At 66.5% G+C, this 13698-nt stretch carries 13 protein-coding genes; 8 read left to right on the top strand and 5 right to left on the bottom strand.

Annotation, left to right across the window (positions count from 1 at the left end):
- Nucleotides 1-105: 105 nt before the first annotated feature.
- Complete coding sequence (locus ASF16_RS21860) at nt 106-666, top strand: fasciclin domain-containing protein (RefSeq protein ID WP_056172146.1); 561 nt, start codon at nt 106-108, stop codon at nt 664-666.
- Between the two features lie 112 nt (nt 667-778).
- Here ASF16_RS21860 and ASF16_RS21855 read toward each other — a convergent pair whose 3' ends face one another.
- Together ASF16_RS21855 and fabI are read right to left on the bottom strand one after the other, a co-directional pair.
- Entirely contained in the window at nt 779-1642 is an 864-nt protein-coding gene (locus ASF16_RS21855; RefSeq protein WP_056172143.1) for a DNA ligase, read from the bottom strand.
- Between the two features lie 93 nt (nt 1643-1735).
- Entirely contained in the window at nt 1736-2536 is an 801-nt protein-coding gene (gene fabI, locus ASF16_RS21850; RefSeq protein ID WP_056172141.1) for an enoyl-ACP reductase FabI, read from the bottom strand.
- A 117-nt stretch (nt 2537-2653) separates the two neighbouring features.
- Here fabI and ASF16_RS21845 point away from each other — a divergent pair, with 117 nt between their 5' ends.
- From ASF16_RS21845 to ASF16_RS21830, 4 genes are all read left to right on the top strand, one after another.
- Nucleotides 2654-4462, top strand: coding sequence for an extracellular solute-binding protein (locus ASF16_RS21845; RefSeq protein ID WP_056172140.1), 1809 nt, complete (start codon nt 2654-2656; stop codon nt 4460-4462).
- Nucleotides 4463-4550: 88 nt separating this feature from the next.
- Nucleotides 4551-5582, top strand: a complete 1032-nt coding sequence (locus ASF16_RS21840) for a microcin C ABC transporter permease YejB (RefSeq protein ID WP_056172138.1) — start codon at nt 4551-4553, stop codon at nt 5580-5582.
- Between the two features lie 13 nt (nt 5583-5595).
- A complete protein-coding gene (locus tag ASF16_RS21835; RefSeq protein WP_056172136.1) occupies nt 5596-6648 on the top strand; it encodes an ABC transporter permease in 1053 nt (350 codons plus the stop codon).
- Nucleotides 6645-8324 carry an ABC transporter ATP-binding protein gene (locus tag ASF16_RS21830; RefSeq protein ID WP_056172135.1) on the top strand — a complete coding sequence of 560 codons (1680 nt, stop codon included), beginning with the start codon at nt 6645-6647 and terminating at the stop codon, nt 8322-8324. Before ASF16_RS21835 ends, ASF16_RS21830 begins: the two co-directional genes overlap by 4 nt.
- 256 nt (nt 8325-8580) lie before the next feature.
- On the opposite strand, the gene ASF16_RS21825 is transcribed toward ASF16_RS21830, so the two are convergent.
- On the bottom strand, nt 8581-9177 hold the full coding sequence (locus tag ASF16_RS21825; protein ID WP_056172132.1) for a lipocalin family protein: 597 nt from the start codon (nt 9175-9177) through the stop codon (nt 8581-8583).
- A gap of 473 nt (nt 9178-9650) precedes the next feature.
- On the opposite strand from ASF16_RS21825, the gene ASF16_RS21820 reads away from it, so the two are divergent.
- Nucleotides 9651-10133, top strand: coding sequence for a hypothetical protein (locus ASF16_RS21820; RefSeq protein ID WP_056172131.1), 483 nt, complete (start codon nt 9651-9653; stop codon nt 10131-10133).
- A 174-nt stretch (nt 10134-10307) separates the two neighbouring features.
- Here ASF16_RS21820 and ASF16_RS21815 read toward each other — a convergent pair whose 3' ends face one another.
- A complete protein-coding gene (locus ASF16_RS21815; protein WP_056172129.1) occupies nt 10308-10667 on the bottom strand; it encodes a FlxA-like family protein in 360 nt (119 codons plus the stop codon).
- Nucleotides 10668-10735: 68 nt separating this feature from the next.
- A complete protein-coding gene (locus ASF16_RS21810) occupies nt 10736-11635 on the bottom strand; it encodes a LysR family transcriptional regulator (protein WP_056172127.1) in 900 nt (299 codons plus the stop codon).
- Nucleotides 11636-11751: 116 nt separating this feature from the next.
- Here ASF16_RS21810 and ASF16_RS21805 point away from each other — a divergent pair, with 116 nt between their 5' ends.
- A complete protein-coding gene (locus ASF16_RS21805; RefSeq protein ID WP_056172125.1) occupies nt 11752-12759 on the top strand; it encodes a tripartite tricarboxylate transporter substrate binding protein in 1008 nt (335 codons plus the stop codon).
- A gap of 25 nt (nt 12760-12784) precedes the next feature.
- The gene (locus ASF16_RS21800; protein WP_056172123.1) at nt 12785-13690 is read left to right on the top strand and encodes an alpha/beta fold hydrolase; all 906 of its coding nucleotides are present in this window, start codon (nt 12785-12787) and stop codon (nt 13688-13690) included.
- Nucleotides 13691-13698: the final 8 nt, after the last annotated feature.

Here is a 13698-nt window from a genome sequence, read left to right as displayed (position 1 = left end):
TGCAAATCTTTTTGAATCCGGCAGGCGAAGCCGGGCGTATTGACTGGTAGCCGCGTGCATTTCATGCGGTGTGAGACATCCCTTTCATACTTTCAGGAGATTTCCATGCGCACTTCTTTCAATGCCCGTATCGCTGCCGGTTTGTTCGTTGCCTTGTCTGCCGGTGCAGTGCCCGCCTTCGCCGCCGACGTCATGGTGGGCGGCGCCCCCATGCTGGCCAGCAAGGACATCATCGACAACGCGGTGAACTCCAAGGACCACACCACGCTGGTGGCTGCCGTGAAGGCTGCCGGCCTGGTGGAGACGCTCAAGGGCCCAGGTCCCTTCACCGTGTTCGCACCCACCAACGCCGCTTTTGCAGCGCTGCCCGCCGGCACGGTGGACACCCTGCTCAAGCCTGAGAACAAGCCCACGCTGACCAAGGTGCTGACCTACCACGTGGTGGCCGGCAAGTGGGACGCTGCAGCGCTGTCCAAGATGATTGCCGACGGCAAGGGCATGGCCAGCATCAAGACCGTGGCGGGCGGCACGCTCACCGCCAAGGCCAGCGGCAAGGCCATCATGCTGACCGACGAAAAGGGCGGCACGGCCAGTGTGACCATTGCCGACGTGTACCAGTCCAACGGCGTGATCCACGTGGTGGACAAGGTCCTGCTGCCCAACTGATCGCTGATTCGTTCGTGAGCCCCTGAGGACACGAATGACACCCAGGCGCCACGCCGTGCAGTGATGTGCGGCGTGGCGTTGTGCTTTCAGCGGCGACAGTGGCCTCAGCGGCTCAGCGGCTCGGCGGCAGGTCTTCGCGCACGCGCACAAAGCTGGCAAAGCGCGGCAGCCCACCGTCGTGCGTACCGCGAAACCGGTAGGTGACCCAGCTGCCGATGGGCGGCGGATCGGCCCGCTGCGCGTCGCTGAAACCGGCGCCCAGTTTGAATCTCTGCCCTGATGGCATCTCGACCAGCAGCGCCCCCAGGCGGCCCTCCAGACGGCCCTTGCCGGGCACGTGGGCCACCACGCGCGCTTCGGTGTCTTCGTGGGTCTTGACCTTGATGAGGTCATCGCTGCGCCCGCCCTGGTACAGCGATGCGCCTCGGTGCAGCATCAGGCCTTCGCCGCCCGCACGCACCGTGCGCTGCAGCAGTGCCTGCAGTGCGGCGTCCGTCGCCACGCGGTGCTGCTGCACGGCCTGAACCCACGGCTGATTGATGGTTGCGACCACGGCTTGCAGCGCGGGGATACGGTCGTCGAACGTGCCCGGGTGCCGCGGCAGGTCGAACACCATGAACCGCATCTGCCGCCACGCGGCATCGTCGGCATGCTGCTGCCGGGTGGTGGACTGCGCATGGGCAAAGCGCCCGCGCCCCGCCCACAGCTCGCCATCCATCGGCGTGTCGGGCCAGCCTGCGGTGAACCACGCCGGCGCAGCCACAGTCTCTCCACCGCGAGTGCGCAGCGTGCGGCCATCCCAGTAGCCGCGCACGCCGTCGTACTTTTCGCTGACCCAGTAGTCCGCCAGGGGCATACCCGGGCGGTACACGTTGGCCAGCAGCAGCGCCGGTGCGTCGCCTGCGCGGGCGGGCGCACCGATGGCTGTGGCTGTCCCCGACAAGGCCAGCCAGGCCAGCCAACGTCTGCGAAGCATTTGCTATTGAATTGATAGCTGCTACCGCTTGACTATCCAGCGGTAGCGCTTGTTTTGGCTTGAAGACCGGTGGTCAGGCGGAGTCGGACCCGGTCAGACCTGGTCGGCGCTCAGGCCCGCGGTCTGGCTGAAGCCGCCGTCCACGTAGGTGATCTCGGCGGTCAGGCCCGAGGCCAGGTCGGACAGCATGAAAGCGGCCACGTTACCCACGTCCTCGATCGTCACATTGCGGCGCAGCGGCGAGGCGTCGGCCACGCGGGACAGCAGCTTGCCGAAGTCCTTGATGCCGCTGGCCGCCAGCGTCTTGATGGGGCCGGCGCTGATGCCGTTGGCGCGGATGGCGCGGCCGTCTTCGGTGCGGCCCACGGCTTCGGCCAGGTAGCGCACGCTGGCTTCCAGGCTGGCCTTGGCCAGGCCCATGGTGTTGTAGTTGGGGATGCTGCGCAGCGCGCCCAGGTACGACAGCGTGAGCAGCGACGACTTGTCGTTCAGGTAGGGCAGGGCGGCCTTGGCCATGGCCGGAAAGCTGTACGCGCTGATGTCGTGCGCGATGCGAAAACCTTCGCGCGACAGGCCTTCGAGGAAGTTGCCCGCAATGGCCTCGCGCGGTGCAAAGCCGATGCTGTGCACGAAGCCGTCGAACTTGGGCCAGGTCTGCGCCAGGTCGGCGAACATGCGCTCGATCTGCTCGTCGCTGGACACGTCGCAGTCAAGGATCAGCTTGGAGTCGAACTCGGCGGCAAAGTCGGTGATGCGGTCCTTGAAGCGCTCGCCCACGTAGCTGAAAGCCAGTTCGGCGCCTTGTGCGTGGCAGGCCTTGGCGATGCCGTAGGCGATGGAGCGGTTGGACAGCACGCCCGTGATGAGCAGCTTCTTGCCGGTCAGAAAACCCATTGTTGTTCTCCTGTGGAATGCGTGAAAAAAGAGGGCGCTTCGGTGTCGCCCAGCGGGTCAGGGGGGAATCCCCAGAGCCTGTGCGGCGGCCGCGCCGACGTAGTGCAGAATTGTCGCATGCGGTTTTGGCTCACTTTCTTGCTGACGGTATGCGCGGCTCCGGCCTGGGCCGCCCACGGCTATGCGCTGTGGGGGGACCTCAAGTACCCCGAAGGCTTCTCACATTTCGACTACGTGAACCCGGACGCCCCCAAGGGCGGCGAGTTGCGCATGGTGAGCAACCTGCGCTACTCCACCTTCGACAAGTACAACCCGTTCACCATGAAGGGCTCGGTACCCGCGTACCTGAGCGACCTCATCTTCGAAACCCTGCTGACCGGCTCCATGGACGAGACCGCCTCCGCCTACGGCCTGCTGGCCGAAGACGTGCAGGTGGCCGACGACCGGCTCAGCGCCACCTTCCGGCTGCGGGCCGAGGCACGTTTTCACAACGGCGACGCGGTCGAAGCCGCCGACGTGAAGCACACCTACGAGATGCTGATCAGCCCGCAGGCATCCCCCAGCTACGCCACGATGCTGCAGGAAGTGGCCGGCATCGACGTGCTGGACAAGCGCACCGTGCGCTTTCGCTTCAAGCAGCCCAACCGCGAGCTGCCCCTCACCGTGGGCAGCCTGCCGGTCTTCAGCCGGGCCTGGGGGCGCGGCCCGGACGGCAAGGCCAAGCCGTTCGACCAAATCGTGACCGACACCCCCATCGGCAGCGGCCCCTACCGCATCGGCGACGTGAAGTTCGGCCGCGACATCACCTACCAGCGCGACCCGCAATACTGGGGCCGCAATCTCAATGTGGTCAAGGGCGCCTTCAACTTCGACCGCATCACCGTCAAGATCTACAAGGACAACACCGCCCGCCTCGAAGCCATGAAGGCGGGCGAGTTCGACTTCATGACGATTTACTCGGCCGGCGACTGGGCCCGGCGCATCGACGGCAAGCTCTTCAAGCAGGGCGTGCTGGTCAAGAAGGACATGAAGCACCGCTTGCCCGCAGGCTTTCAGAGCTATGTGCTCAACACCCGCCGCCCCCTGCTGCAGGACGTGCGCGTGCGCGAGGCGCTGGGCCTGGCCATCGACTACGAGTGGATGAACCGCCAGATGTTCTATGGCGGCTACCCGCGCGTGAAGGACCTGTTCGGCAACACCAGCTGCGAGGCCACCGGCACCCCGGGGCCTGAAGAAATGGCTCTGCTCGAGCCCTGGCGCGGCAAGGTGCCCGACACCGTGTTCGGCCCCATGTACACGCCGCCCAGCACCGAGGGCGAAGGCCATTCGCTGCGCGACAACCTGCGCCGCGCGCGGCAGCTGCTGGCCGACGCGGGCTGGACCTACCGCGATGGAGCCCTGCGCAATGCCGACGGCAAGGCGATGGAGATCGAGTTCCTGGACAGCAAGGAAGGCGGTGCCCGCACTGTCACGCCATGGATCCGCAACCTCGAAAAGCTGGGCATCACCCTGCGCTTCGCGTCGGCGGATTTTGCGCTGTACCTGCAGCGCCTGGACAAATTCGACTTCGACATGATCAGTTTGGCCTACCCGGGCACCTACAACCCCGGTCAGGCCATGAAGGAGCTGTTTGGCAGCCAGGGCGTCAAGGTGGAGGGCTCCAGCAACCATGCCGGCGTCAACAGCCCTGCCGTGGATGCCCTGGTCACCAAGCTCACCCGCGCCACCAGCCAGGCCGAGATGCTGCCCGCCTGCCGCGCGCTGGACCGTGTGATCATGCACAGCCACTACCTCATTCCGCAGTGGACGCTGGCCTCGCACCGCGTGGTCTACAACCAGCAGCGCCTGGCCTATAAAGAGCCCATGCCGCCCTATGCCAAGGCCGAGGAATGGCTGATGTTCTCGTGGTGGAGCCAAAAGCCGTGACACACACCCTGCCGCGCTGCGCGATGCCCCCGTCGGCTGTGATGCCGCCACAGCGCCACAGCACGCGTCTTTTCACCCATCACTGAACATGCTCGCCTACATCGCCAAACGCCTGCTGCTCATGCTGCCCACCCTGCTGGGGGTGTTGCTGCTGACCTTTGCGGTGATCCAGTTCGTGCCCGGCGGGCCGGTGGAACAGTACCTGGCCGAGTCCCGTGCGGCGGGCGCCAAGGGCGGTGTCGAAACCGGTGGCATGGCCTACCGCGGCGACCAGGGCGTGGACCCCAAGCGGCTGGAGCAGATCAAGGCGCTGTACGGGTTCGACAAGCCTGCGCACGAGCGGTTCTTTCAGATGCTGGGCCAGTTCGCACGGTTCGACCTGGGCAAGAGCTTTTTCCAGAACAAGGACGTGTGGAGCCTGGTGAAAGAAAAACTGCCGGTGTCCATCAGCCTGGGCCTGTGGACGTTTTTCATCAGCTACCTGGTGGCCGTGCCGCTGGGCGTGGCCAAGGCCGTGCGGGCGGGTTCGCGGTTCGATCTGATCACCACGCTGCTCGTGCTGGTGGGCTACGCGATACCGGGCTTTGTGCTGGGCGTGGCGCTGCTCGTGATCTTCGGCGGGCAGCTGCAGTGGTTCCCGCTGCGCGGGCTGACCTCGTCCAACTGGGAAGAACTGTCCTGGGGCGCTCGCATCGTCGACTACCTATGGCACATCACGCTACCCGTTACGGCCATGGTGCTGGGCAGCTTTGCGGTGACCGCTATGCTGACCAAGAACGCGTTCCTGGAAGAGATTCGCAAGCAGTACGTGCTCACGGCCCGCGCCAAGGGGCTGTCGGAGCGGCAAGTCTTGTGGAAGCACGTGTTCCGCAATGCGCTCATCCCCATCGTCACCGGCTTTCCGGCGGCGTTCATCGGGGCGTTCTTCACGGGCTCGCTGCTCATCGAGACGCTGTTCTCGCTCGACGGCCTTGGCCTGCTGAGCTATGACAGCGTCATCCGGCGCGACTACCCCGTCGTGCTGGGCACGCTGTATCTCTTCACCCTGATCGGCCTGTTGACCAAGCTCGTCAGCGACCTGTGCTACGTGTGGGTGGACCCGCGCGTGAAGTTTGATTGACCCCCTCCACGGCATGAGCATCGCTTCTTCTTCGCCATCGCTTTCGCTGTCCCCGTCCCGCCGGGCCTGGCTGCGCTTCAAGCGCAACCGGCTGGGGTACTGGAGCCTGTTGATCTTCAGCGTGCTGGTGCTCATCAGCCTGGGTGCAGAGCTCATCAGCAACGACAAGCCCATCATCGTGCGCTACGAGGGGCAGACGTACTTCCCCATGCTCAAGAACTACCCCGAGACCACCTTCGGCGGAGACTTCGAGACGCCCACCGACTATCTGGACCCCTTCATCAAAGATCGCCTGAAGCAAGGCAGCAACTGGGCGGTCTACACCCTCAACACGTACGGTCCCAACACACTCAACTACTTCGCCAAGTCCCCCAACCCGTCGGCGCCCACCACCGACAACTGGCTGGGCACCGACGACCGGGGCCGCGACCTGCTGGCGCAGTTGCTGTACGGCTTTCGGGTGAGCGTGCTGTTCGGCCTGGCGCTCACCGTCACGGGGGTGCTGCTGGGGGTGCTCACCGGCGCGATCCAGGGCTTCTTCGGCGGCAAGGTGGACCTGGCGTTCCAGCGCTTCATCGAGATCTGGGGCTCCATGCCCGAGCTGTACCTGCTCATCATCTTCAGCGCCGTGTTCGCGCCCAGCGTGTCGCTGCTGCTCATCCTGCTGTCGCTGTTCGGCTGGATGGGCCTGTCGGACTACGTGCGCGCCGAGTTCCTGCGCAACCGCCAGCTCGACTACGTGAAGGCCGCACGCGCCTTGGGCGTGGGCAACGGCCAGATCATCTGGCGCCACATCCTGCCCAACAGCATGACGCCTGTGGTGACCTTCCTGCCGTTTCGCATGAGTGCGGCGATCCTGGCGCTGACCTCGCTCGACTTCCTGGGCCTGGGCGTGCCGCCCGGCACACCGTCGCTGGGCGAGTTGCTGAGCCAGGGCAAGAACAGCATCGATGCGTGGTGGATCTCGCTGTCCACCTTCGCCGTGCTGGTGACCACTTTGCTGCTGCTCACCTTCATGGGTGACGCGTTGCGGGATGCTCTCGACCCCCGAAAGGCCGACCAATGAACGCCTCCACGCCCGGCACTGGTGGCTCATCACCGTCATCGCGCGGCAACGCTGCTGCAGCCCCCCTGCTCGACGTGCGCGACCTGCACGTGCGCTTCGGCGCCAAGGAAGTCGTGCGCGGCGTCAGCTTCACCATCGCCCCTGGCGAGAAGCTCGCGCTGGTCGGCGAATCCGGTTCTGGCAAGACCATCACCGCGCTCAGCCTGCTGCGGCTGGCGGGCAATGCGGCCATCACGGGCCAGGCCCATCTGCGCGGGCAGCGCGACCTGCTGGCGCTGACCGAACGAGAGATGCGCGGCGTGCGCGGCGGAGAGATCGCCATGGTGTTCCAGGAACCCATGACCGCGCTCAACCCGCTGATGACCATCGGCGTTCAGATCGCCGAGATATTGCAGCTCAAGAAGGGCCTCACCGGAGCGCAGTGCGCCCAGGCCGCCATCGAGCTGCTGGCCAAGACCGGCATCCCCGAGCCCGCGCGGCGCGCCAACAGCTTTCCGCACCAGCTATCGGGCGGGCAGCGCCAGCGCGCCATGATCGCGATGGCGCTGGCCAGCGAGCCGCAACTGCTGCTGGCCGACGAGCCGACCACCGCGCTGGACTTGACCCTGCGCGGCCAGATCCTGGACCTGCTGTCCGACCTGCAGCGGGCCAACGGCATGGCCGTGCTGCTCATCACGCACGACCTGAACCTGGTGCGCCGCTTTGCCGACCGCGTGGCCGTGATGGAGCAGGGCGTGCTGGTGGAGCAGGGGCCCGTGGCCGACGTGTTCAACGCGCCGCAGCATGCCTACACCCGCCGCCTGATCGCCAGCCAGCCGCGCCGTGATGTGGCACCTGCCGACTCGCCCCCGGGTACACCGCCGGTGATCCACACGCAGGATCTGCGCGTCGTCTACCCCACGCCGTTGCCGGGCATCCGCGGCTGGTTCAAAAAAGGCGAGTTCGTGGCAGTGCAGTGCGCCACGCTGTCGCTGCTGCCCGGTGAAACGCTGGGCGTGGTGGGCGAGTCCGGTTCGGGCAAGTCCACGCTGGCGCAGGCCATTCTGGGCCTGCTGCCGCACACGGGGCAGCTGCAGGTGGGCGGGCAGGCATGGCAGTTGCCCGCCATGCGCAACACGCCGGCCAACCAGCAACTGCGCCGCCGCGTGCAGGTGGTGTTCCAGGACCCGTTCTCGTCGCTGTCGCCGCGCCTCACCGTCGAAGAGATCGTGGGCGAGGGCCTCAAGGTGCACGAGCCTGCCCTGAACACCGCCGAGCGGCGCACCCGTGTGGAGGCCGTGCTGTCGGAAGTGGGGCTGACCGAAGCGCAGTACCCGCGCCTGCTGGAGCGCTACCCGCACGAATTCTCGGGCGGCCAGCGCCAGCGCCTGGCCATTGCCCGCGCGCTGATCGTGCAGCCGCAGGTGCTGGTGCTCGACGAGCCCACCAGCGCGCTGGACGTCAGCATCCAGCAGCAGGTGCTGGGCTTGCTGCAACGGCTGCAGAAGGAAAAGGGATTGAGCTACCTGCTCATCACGCACGACGTTGAAGTCATTCGCGCCATGGCGCACAACGTGCTGGTGATGAAAGACGGCGCGGTGCTGGAGCACGGCGTGGTGGACCAGGTGCTCGACGCGCCGCAGCACCCGTACACCCAGCGGCTGGTGGCGGCTGCCACGGTGCCGGACGTGGCGTAGAACTCTGCGTTGACGATGCTCCGTGCCCGCTGCCGCTTGTCAATCAAACGGTATGCGCTATTGAATCGATAGCGTCAGGGTATGGTGTGGTATGGCAGAGCTGCGGAATGCTTCGTGGAAAAGCTTCTTTCCAGCACTTGTCTCGAAGAGACTGCATGACCCAGATTCCTCAGGCTGCCCAATGCCGCCTGAAGCTGGATATTGCTATCTCTGGGTCACAACGCACGCTCGCCCCTCAGTCATCACTTGAAAACGATCAGGTCCTCACGGCGCGCTTGGCGTGCTGCTCGCCAGCGGCTGGCGCCCACAGGATTTTGCGCACATCGATGCCCATGGTCTGGGCGCGCTCCAGCAGATGTTCACGCACATGCCCGGGCAGGGTGGGGGTGCGCGACAAGATCCACAGGTAGTCCTTGCTGGAGCCCACCACCATGGCCCACTGGTAGTTCTCGTCCAGCGCCACCACGTTGTAGCCGCCGTAGAACGGGCCGAAGAACGACACCTTCAGCGCTGCCTGCGCAGGGTCGCCCACAAAGCTGGCGGTACCCTCGGCCTCCTTCCACTCTTTGCGCGCAGCGTCGTAGCCCCGGTTGACCACCTTCACCGTGCCGTCGTCGTTGCGTGTGTAGGTTGCGCTGGTCTGTGTCAGCCCGCGTTCGAACGAATGGTCGATGCGCGCCACTTCGTGCCAGTGCCCGGTGTAGCGGTTCACATCAAACCCGCTGACGGGCTGAATGCCCTCCGGGCTGCGGGGCGTGGAGCACGCCGAGAGCACCAGCACGGCCAACAGCGCTGCCGCGCCCACCACAAGGGGCCATGGCGAGCGGCGGCTGGGAAGTATGTGGATGCGCATGGTGTTCTCCTGCAAGGTGTTGTGGGTGGGAGCGCCGCTGGTTGCGCGCCGGTCCTGCTGTCTGACTGCCCACGAATGTAGATTTGCCCAAGGGCTGCCTTTGTAGGTGGGCGCTGGCACGGTGTGTCGGCAACTGGTACGCAGGTGCAGGCAGCCGGAGTGGGTGGGCGGTGTGGGTGGGCGGTGTGGGTGTACTGCGCGATGCGATGCGGTACGGCACATTCGTCTGGCCGTGGCGGGCGCGCACTTGTGGCCAGCGGGCCCGGGGCGACACAATGGCTGCACCGCCCCTGCTTGCTGCTTGTGGATCACCTCACCACGGCTTTCACCAACGCCCACACCGTGCCCCATTCCACCCGTTCTCTACCTGCCCAGTTGCTGGCGCTGTACCGCCATGTCCATGCCCGCGAGCCTGCTGTTGCCGCTGCCGGAAAGCCGCCACAGTCCTTCATCTGGGCGCTGACCACACCATCGTGGCCAGCGGAGCCAACCCGCTGGAGCCGGCGTTGGTGGTCACCCTGGCGCTGGGCTACCACCAGACAGCGCACGATTTCTTTCGGAGTGCTGTGCCCACGCCGCAGGAGCTGGAGACCGCCATTGCCGCGGTGGAAGATGAAATTCACGCAGCGCACCGACTGCAGCGCAGCGACCCGGGTCACGGCGCTTTGTATGCCCAGGCCCTGGCGGCCGGGGCGTCGCCGCCTTGGTCTTCCGACCCGGGGCTGCACGAGTTGGCAACGCTGGCAGGCATTCCACCGGGCCCCGTGCGCGTGCTGTCGCTCAATGCGATGGAGCGCCTGTTCAACCGCCTGGCCTCCGTGTCCGAAGGCCGCCCCGCCGCACACGAAGGACTGCCTGACAGCGCGTCCTTTGCCGCGCGCCTGTTGGTGCTGCGGGAGCTGATGCACCACATGCCGTTGACGGCGGTCACGTTGGTGGGGGAGATCGTCTCGTAGGCAGTGTTTGGAGTGGAAAAGGGCTGCCAGCGCTTGATGGTCAATCGTAAGTAGCTACTTTATTGATAGCAATGGCGCAGAGCCTGAACGCAGCTGCGCCGTATCGGCGGGCGCAAGAATCACGGCGCTGGTTGCCTCGGCTTGGGTGTGAACGCTGCCAAGCCACTCGAGCCATCAGGCATAGGTATCGACCGACTCCCCCAGCCCCGGCTTGCGACTCGCCGCACCTTTGATTGCAGACGCTGCAGCGGGCTTGTCCTTGTCTGCCTTGGCCTGCTGCTGCGCCTGCACCCGGTCCATCTGCTCCTGCTGGCTCTGGCGCTGGATGGCGGCGATCTGCTGCTGCACCATCTGGATCTGCGCCTGCAGCAGCTTGATCTTCTCGGCCTTGGCCTTCGCTTCCATGTTCTGGCCCGCCACGCCGCGCAGTTCATCGGTCAGCTCGCGCAGCTGCTTTTGCAGCTTGTTGATGTTGCTGGCGGCATTGGCGCTGGATGCTACGCCCGAAGAAGAGGTGGCACTGGAGATCTGCATGCCGTGTTATCGGCATTTACGCGGCAATCTCAAGGGCTGGTTATGCATTCGCGGATGGATGGGTGGCGTCAACTGCGCAGCGGCGCGGCAAACCAGTCCCGCAAGAAATCGGCCAGGGCCCGCGTCTTGGCAGACAGGTCGCTGCGCGTGGGGTACACCAGCGTCACATCGGCGGCAGGCAGCAGCCACGCAGGCAGCACGCGCACCAGCCGGCCAACTGCCAGGTGGGCCGCCACGTCCCATTCGGACCGCATCAGCACCCCGTGGCCTTCCAGCGCCCAGGTGGTGGCGGCCGCACCGTCGTTGGTGCTGAGCATGCCGCGCACCTTCACCGTCTCTTGCCGCGCGCCCTGGTGCAGGTGCCAGGTGCCGTACGTCTCGTCGCTCTCGCGGATCACGATGCACTGGTGGGCCAGCAGGTCGGCGGGCTGCGCGGGCTCGCCCGCCTGGGCCAGGTAGGCCGGTGATGCGCACAGCACGCGCTGGTTGGCCAGCAGCCGGCGGGCGGTCAGGCGCGAGTCCGGCAGGTCGCCAAAGCGCACGGCGGCGTCGAAGCCTTGCTCCACCAGGTTCACGGGGCGGTCGGTCAGGTGCAGTTGCACCTCCACTTCCGGATAGGCCCGCGCAAAAGCCGACAGGGCGGGCGCAATGTGCGTGCGACCAAAGCCCAGCGTGGCGGCCAGTTTGATCAACCCACGGGGCAGGCTGCGCGCGCCGGCGACCGTGCGCTCCAGCGCTTCCAGGTCGGCCAGGATGCGAACGCCGTCCAGCAGGTAGGTCTCGCCTTCCGGGGTGAGGTTGATGCGCCGGGTCGTGCGGTGCAGCAGGCGCACGCCCAGGCGGTGCTCCAGCTGCGCCAGGCGCCGGCTGACTGCGGGCGGGGTGATGCCCATCTGCTGTGCGGCCGCCGCCAGGCTGCCTTCCTTCATGAGCAGGGAAAAGAAGCGCAGGTCCGAAAAACCGTCCATGGAGATGCCTGATTCGTGTGTTGGATGTATGAATGAAGTAATTTTGACGGTATTTATGGCTTTGAACATCACTCCTAAGATCCCAACCACAACAAATACCCGCAGGAGACAAACCCATGACCGCTGCTTTCACCATTCCCCTCCGATCGCGTCGCTTGGCGGCCAGCGCCGCCGCACTGGCCGCGCTGGCCCTGCTGTCGCCCGCCGCGGCCCTGGCACAACCGGCCGGCTATCCCAACAAGGCGATCAAGCTCGTGGTGCCCTACGCGCCGGGCGGCAGCGCCGACATCGCGGCGCGCCTGGTGACGGACGAATGGGGCAAGGCGCTGGGCGGCTCGCTGTTCATCGAGAACAAGGGCGGCGCAGGCGGCAACATCGGCGTGGACATGGTCGCCAAGGCTGCGGCGGATGGCTACACCATCGGCCTGCAGACCGTGTCCCTCGCCATCAACCCCAGCCTGACGGCCAAGATGCCGTACGACACCCTGAAGGACCTGGCGCCCATCGGCATGGTGGCCAGCTCGCAGCACGTGCTGGTGGTCAACAACGCCTTGCCGGCCAAGACCGTCAAGGAACTGGTGGCGCTGCTCAAGGCGCAGCCGGGCAGGTACTCCTACGGCTCTGCGGGTGCGGGCAGCACCTTCCACATGTCGGCCGAGCTGTTCAAGGCGGTGGCAGGCACGCCCATCGTGCACATCCCGTACCGCGGCGGCGGCCCGGCCATGATCGACACCATGTCGGGCCAGGTGGCGATGAGCTTCCCCGTGCTGTCGGCCGCGCAGCCGCATGTGCAGGCGGGCAAGCTGCGGGCGCTGGGCGTGACCGGCACCCAACGCTCCGCGCTCATGCCCGACGTGCCCACCATTGCCGAGGCCGGCCTGCCGGGCTACGCTTTTGAAACCTGGTTCATCGTGTTCGCTCCGGCGGGCACACCCCGGCCCATCATCGACAAGCTCAACACCACGCTGAACCAGGCCCTGAGCACGCCTGCGCTCAAGGAGCGCATGGCCAAGGACGGGTTCGATCCCATCCCTTCGACGCCCGAACAGGCCCGTGCGCGACTCGAGAAGGAGATGCCGCAGTGGGCCAAGTTGATCAAGGAGCGGGGCATCACTGCCGAATAGGTCCCGCCGGAATTCCAATGACACCATGACCACGACGACCCCGCTTTTCCCTGGCTTCAACGCCCACCGCGTGCCCACGCCCGACGGCCAGCACATCCACGCGCTGGTCGGCGGCACGGGCCCGGCCCTGCTGCTGCTGCACGGGCACCCGCAGACCTCGGCCATCTGGCACAAAGTGGCGCCGGTGCTGGCCCAGCACTTCACGCTGGTGCTCGCGGATTTGCGGGGCTATGGCGATTCGGCCAAGCCCACCGGCGATGCGGAGCATGCGCTCTACAGCAAGCGCACCATGGCCGCCGACATGCTGGCCGTGATGCAGCACCTGGGCCACCCGCGCTTCACCGTGCTGGCCCACGACCGGGGCGCGCGCGTGGCGCACCGCCTGGCCGTGGACCACCCGGCGACCGTGCAGCGTTTGGTGCTGCTCGATATCGCACCCACGCTCGCGATGTACGAGCAGACCAGCAACGCCTTCGCCCGTGCCTACTGGCACTGGTTCTTCTTGATCCAGCCTGCACCACTGCCCGAGCGGCTGATCGAAGCCGACCCCGCCGCCTATGTGCGCGACGTGATGGGCCGGCGCAGCGCGGGCCTGGCCCCGTTCGACCCCCGGGCCCTGGCCGAGTACGTGCGCTGCCTGGGCCTGCCCGGCGCGGCCCACGGCGTGTGCGAGGACTACCGCGCCGCCGCCGGCATCGACCTGGTGCACGACCGGGCCGACCGCGACGCGGGCCGCCAACTGGCCGTGCCGCTGCTGGCCCTGTGGGGCGAGCAGGGCGTGGTGCACCAGTGCTTCGAGCCGCTCAAGGAGTGGCAGCGCGTTGCGGCCGACGTGCGCGGCCATGCGCTGCCCTGCTGCCACTACATCGCCGAAGAGGCGCCCGAAGCGTTGCTCGACGCGGCGCTGCCTTTCCTGCTGGCCGGCCGATAGCCCGCACG

Source organism: Acidovorax sp. Leaf78, from assembly GCF_001422735.1.
Taxonomy (GTDB): Bacteria; Pseudomonadota; Gammaproteobacteria; order Burkholderiales; family Burkholderiaceae_C; genus Acidovorax.
Note: the sequence above shows the minus strand (reverse complement) of the source record. Positions and strands in the feature narration are given on the sequence as shown.

Excerpts from the sequence above, each read along its gene's own strand:
- ASF16_RS21825 (WP_056172132.1), bottom strand. The coding sequence starts at position 9,177 with ATGCGCATCCACATACTTCCCAGCCGCCGCTCGCCATGGCCCCTTGTG.
- ASF16_RS21840 (WP_056172138.1), top strand. The coding sequence starts at position 4,551 with ATGCTCGCCTACATCGCCAAACGCCTGCTGCTCATGCTGCCCACCCTG.
- ASF16_RS21845 (WP_056172140.1), top strand. The coding sequence starts at position 2,654 with ATGCGGTTTTGGCTCACTTTCTTGCTGACGGTATGCGCGGCTCCGGCC.
- ASF16_RS21805 (WP_056172125.1), top strand. The coding sequence starts at position 11,752 with ATGACCGCTGCTTTCACCATTCCCCTCCGATCGCGTCGCTTGGCGGCC.
- ASF16_RS21835 (WP_056172136.1), top strand. The coding sequence starts at position 5,596 with ATGAGCATCGCTTCTTCTTCGCCATCGCTTTCGCTGTCCCCGTCCCGC.
- fabI (WP_056172141.1), bottom strand. The coding sequence starts at position 2,536 with ATGGGTTTTCTGACCGGCAAGAAGCTGCTCATCACGGGCGTGCTGTCC.
- ASF16_RS21810 (WP_056172127.1), bottom strand. The coding sequence starts at position 11,635 with ATGGACGGTTTTTCGGACCTGCGCTTCTTTTCCCTGCTCATGAAGGAA.
- ASF16_RS21800 (WP_056172123.1), top strand. The coding sequence starts at position 12,785 with ATGACCACGACGACCCCGCTTTTCCCTGGCTTCAACGCCCACCGCGTG.
- ASF16_RS21815 (WP_056172129.1), bottom strand. The coding sequence starts at position 10,667 with ATGCAGATCTCCAGTGCCACCTCTTCTTCGGGCGTAGCATCCAGCGCC.
- ASF16_RS21855 (WP_056172143.1), bottom strand. The coding sequence starts at position 1,642 with ATGCTTCGCAGACGTTGGCTGGCCTGGCTGGCCTTGTCGGGGACAGCC.
- ASF16_RS21830 (WP_056172135.1), top strand. The coding sequence starts at position 6,645 with ATGAACGCCTCCACGCCCGGCACTGGTGGCTCATCACCGTCATCGCGC.
- ASF16_RS21860 (WP_056172146.1), top strand. The coding sequence starts at position 106 with ATGCGCACTTCTTTCAATGCCCGTATCGCTGCCGGTTTGTTCGTTGCC.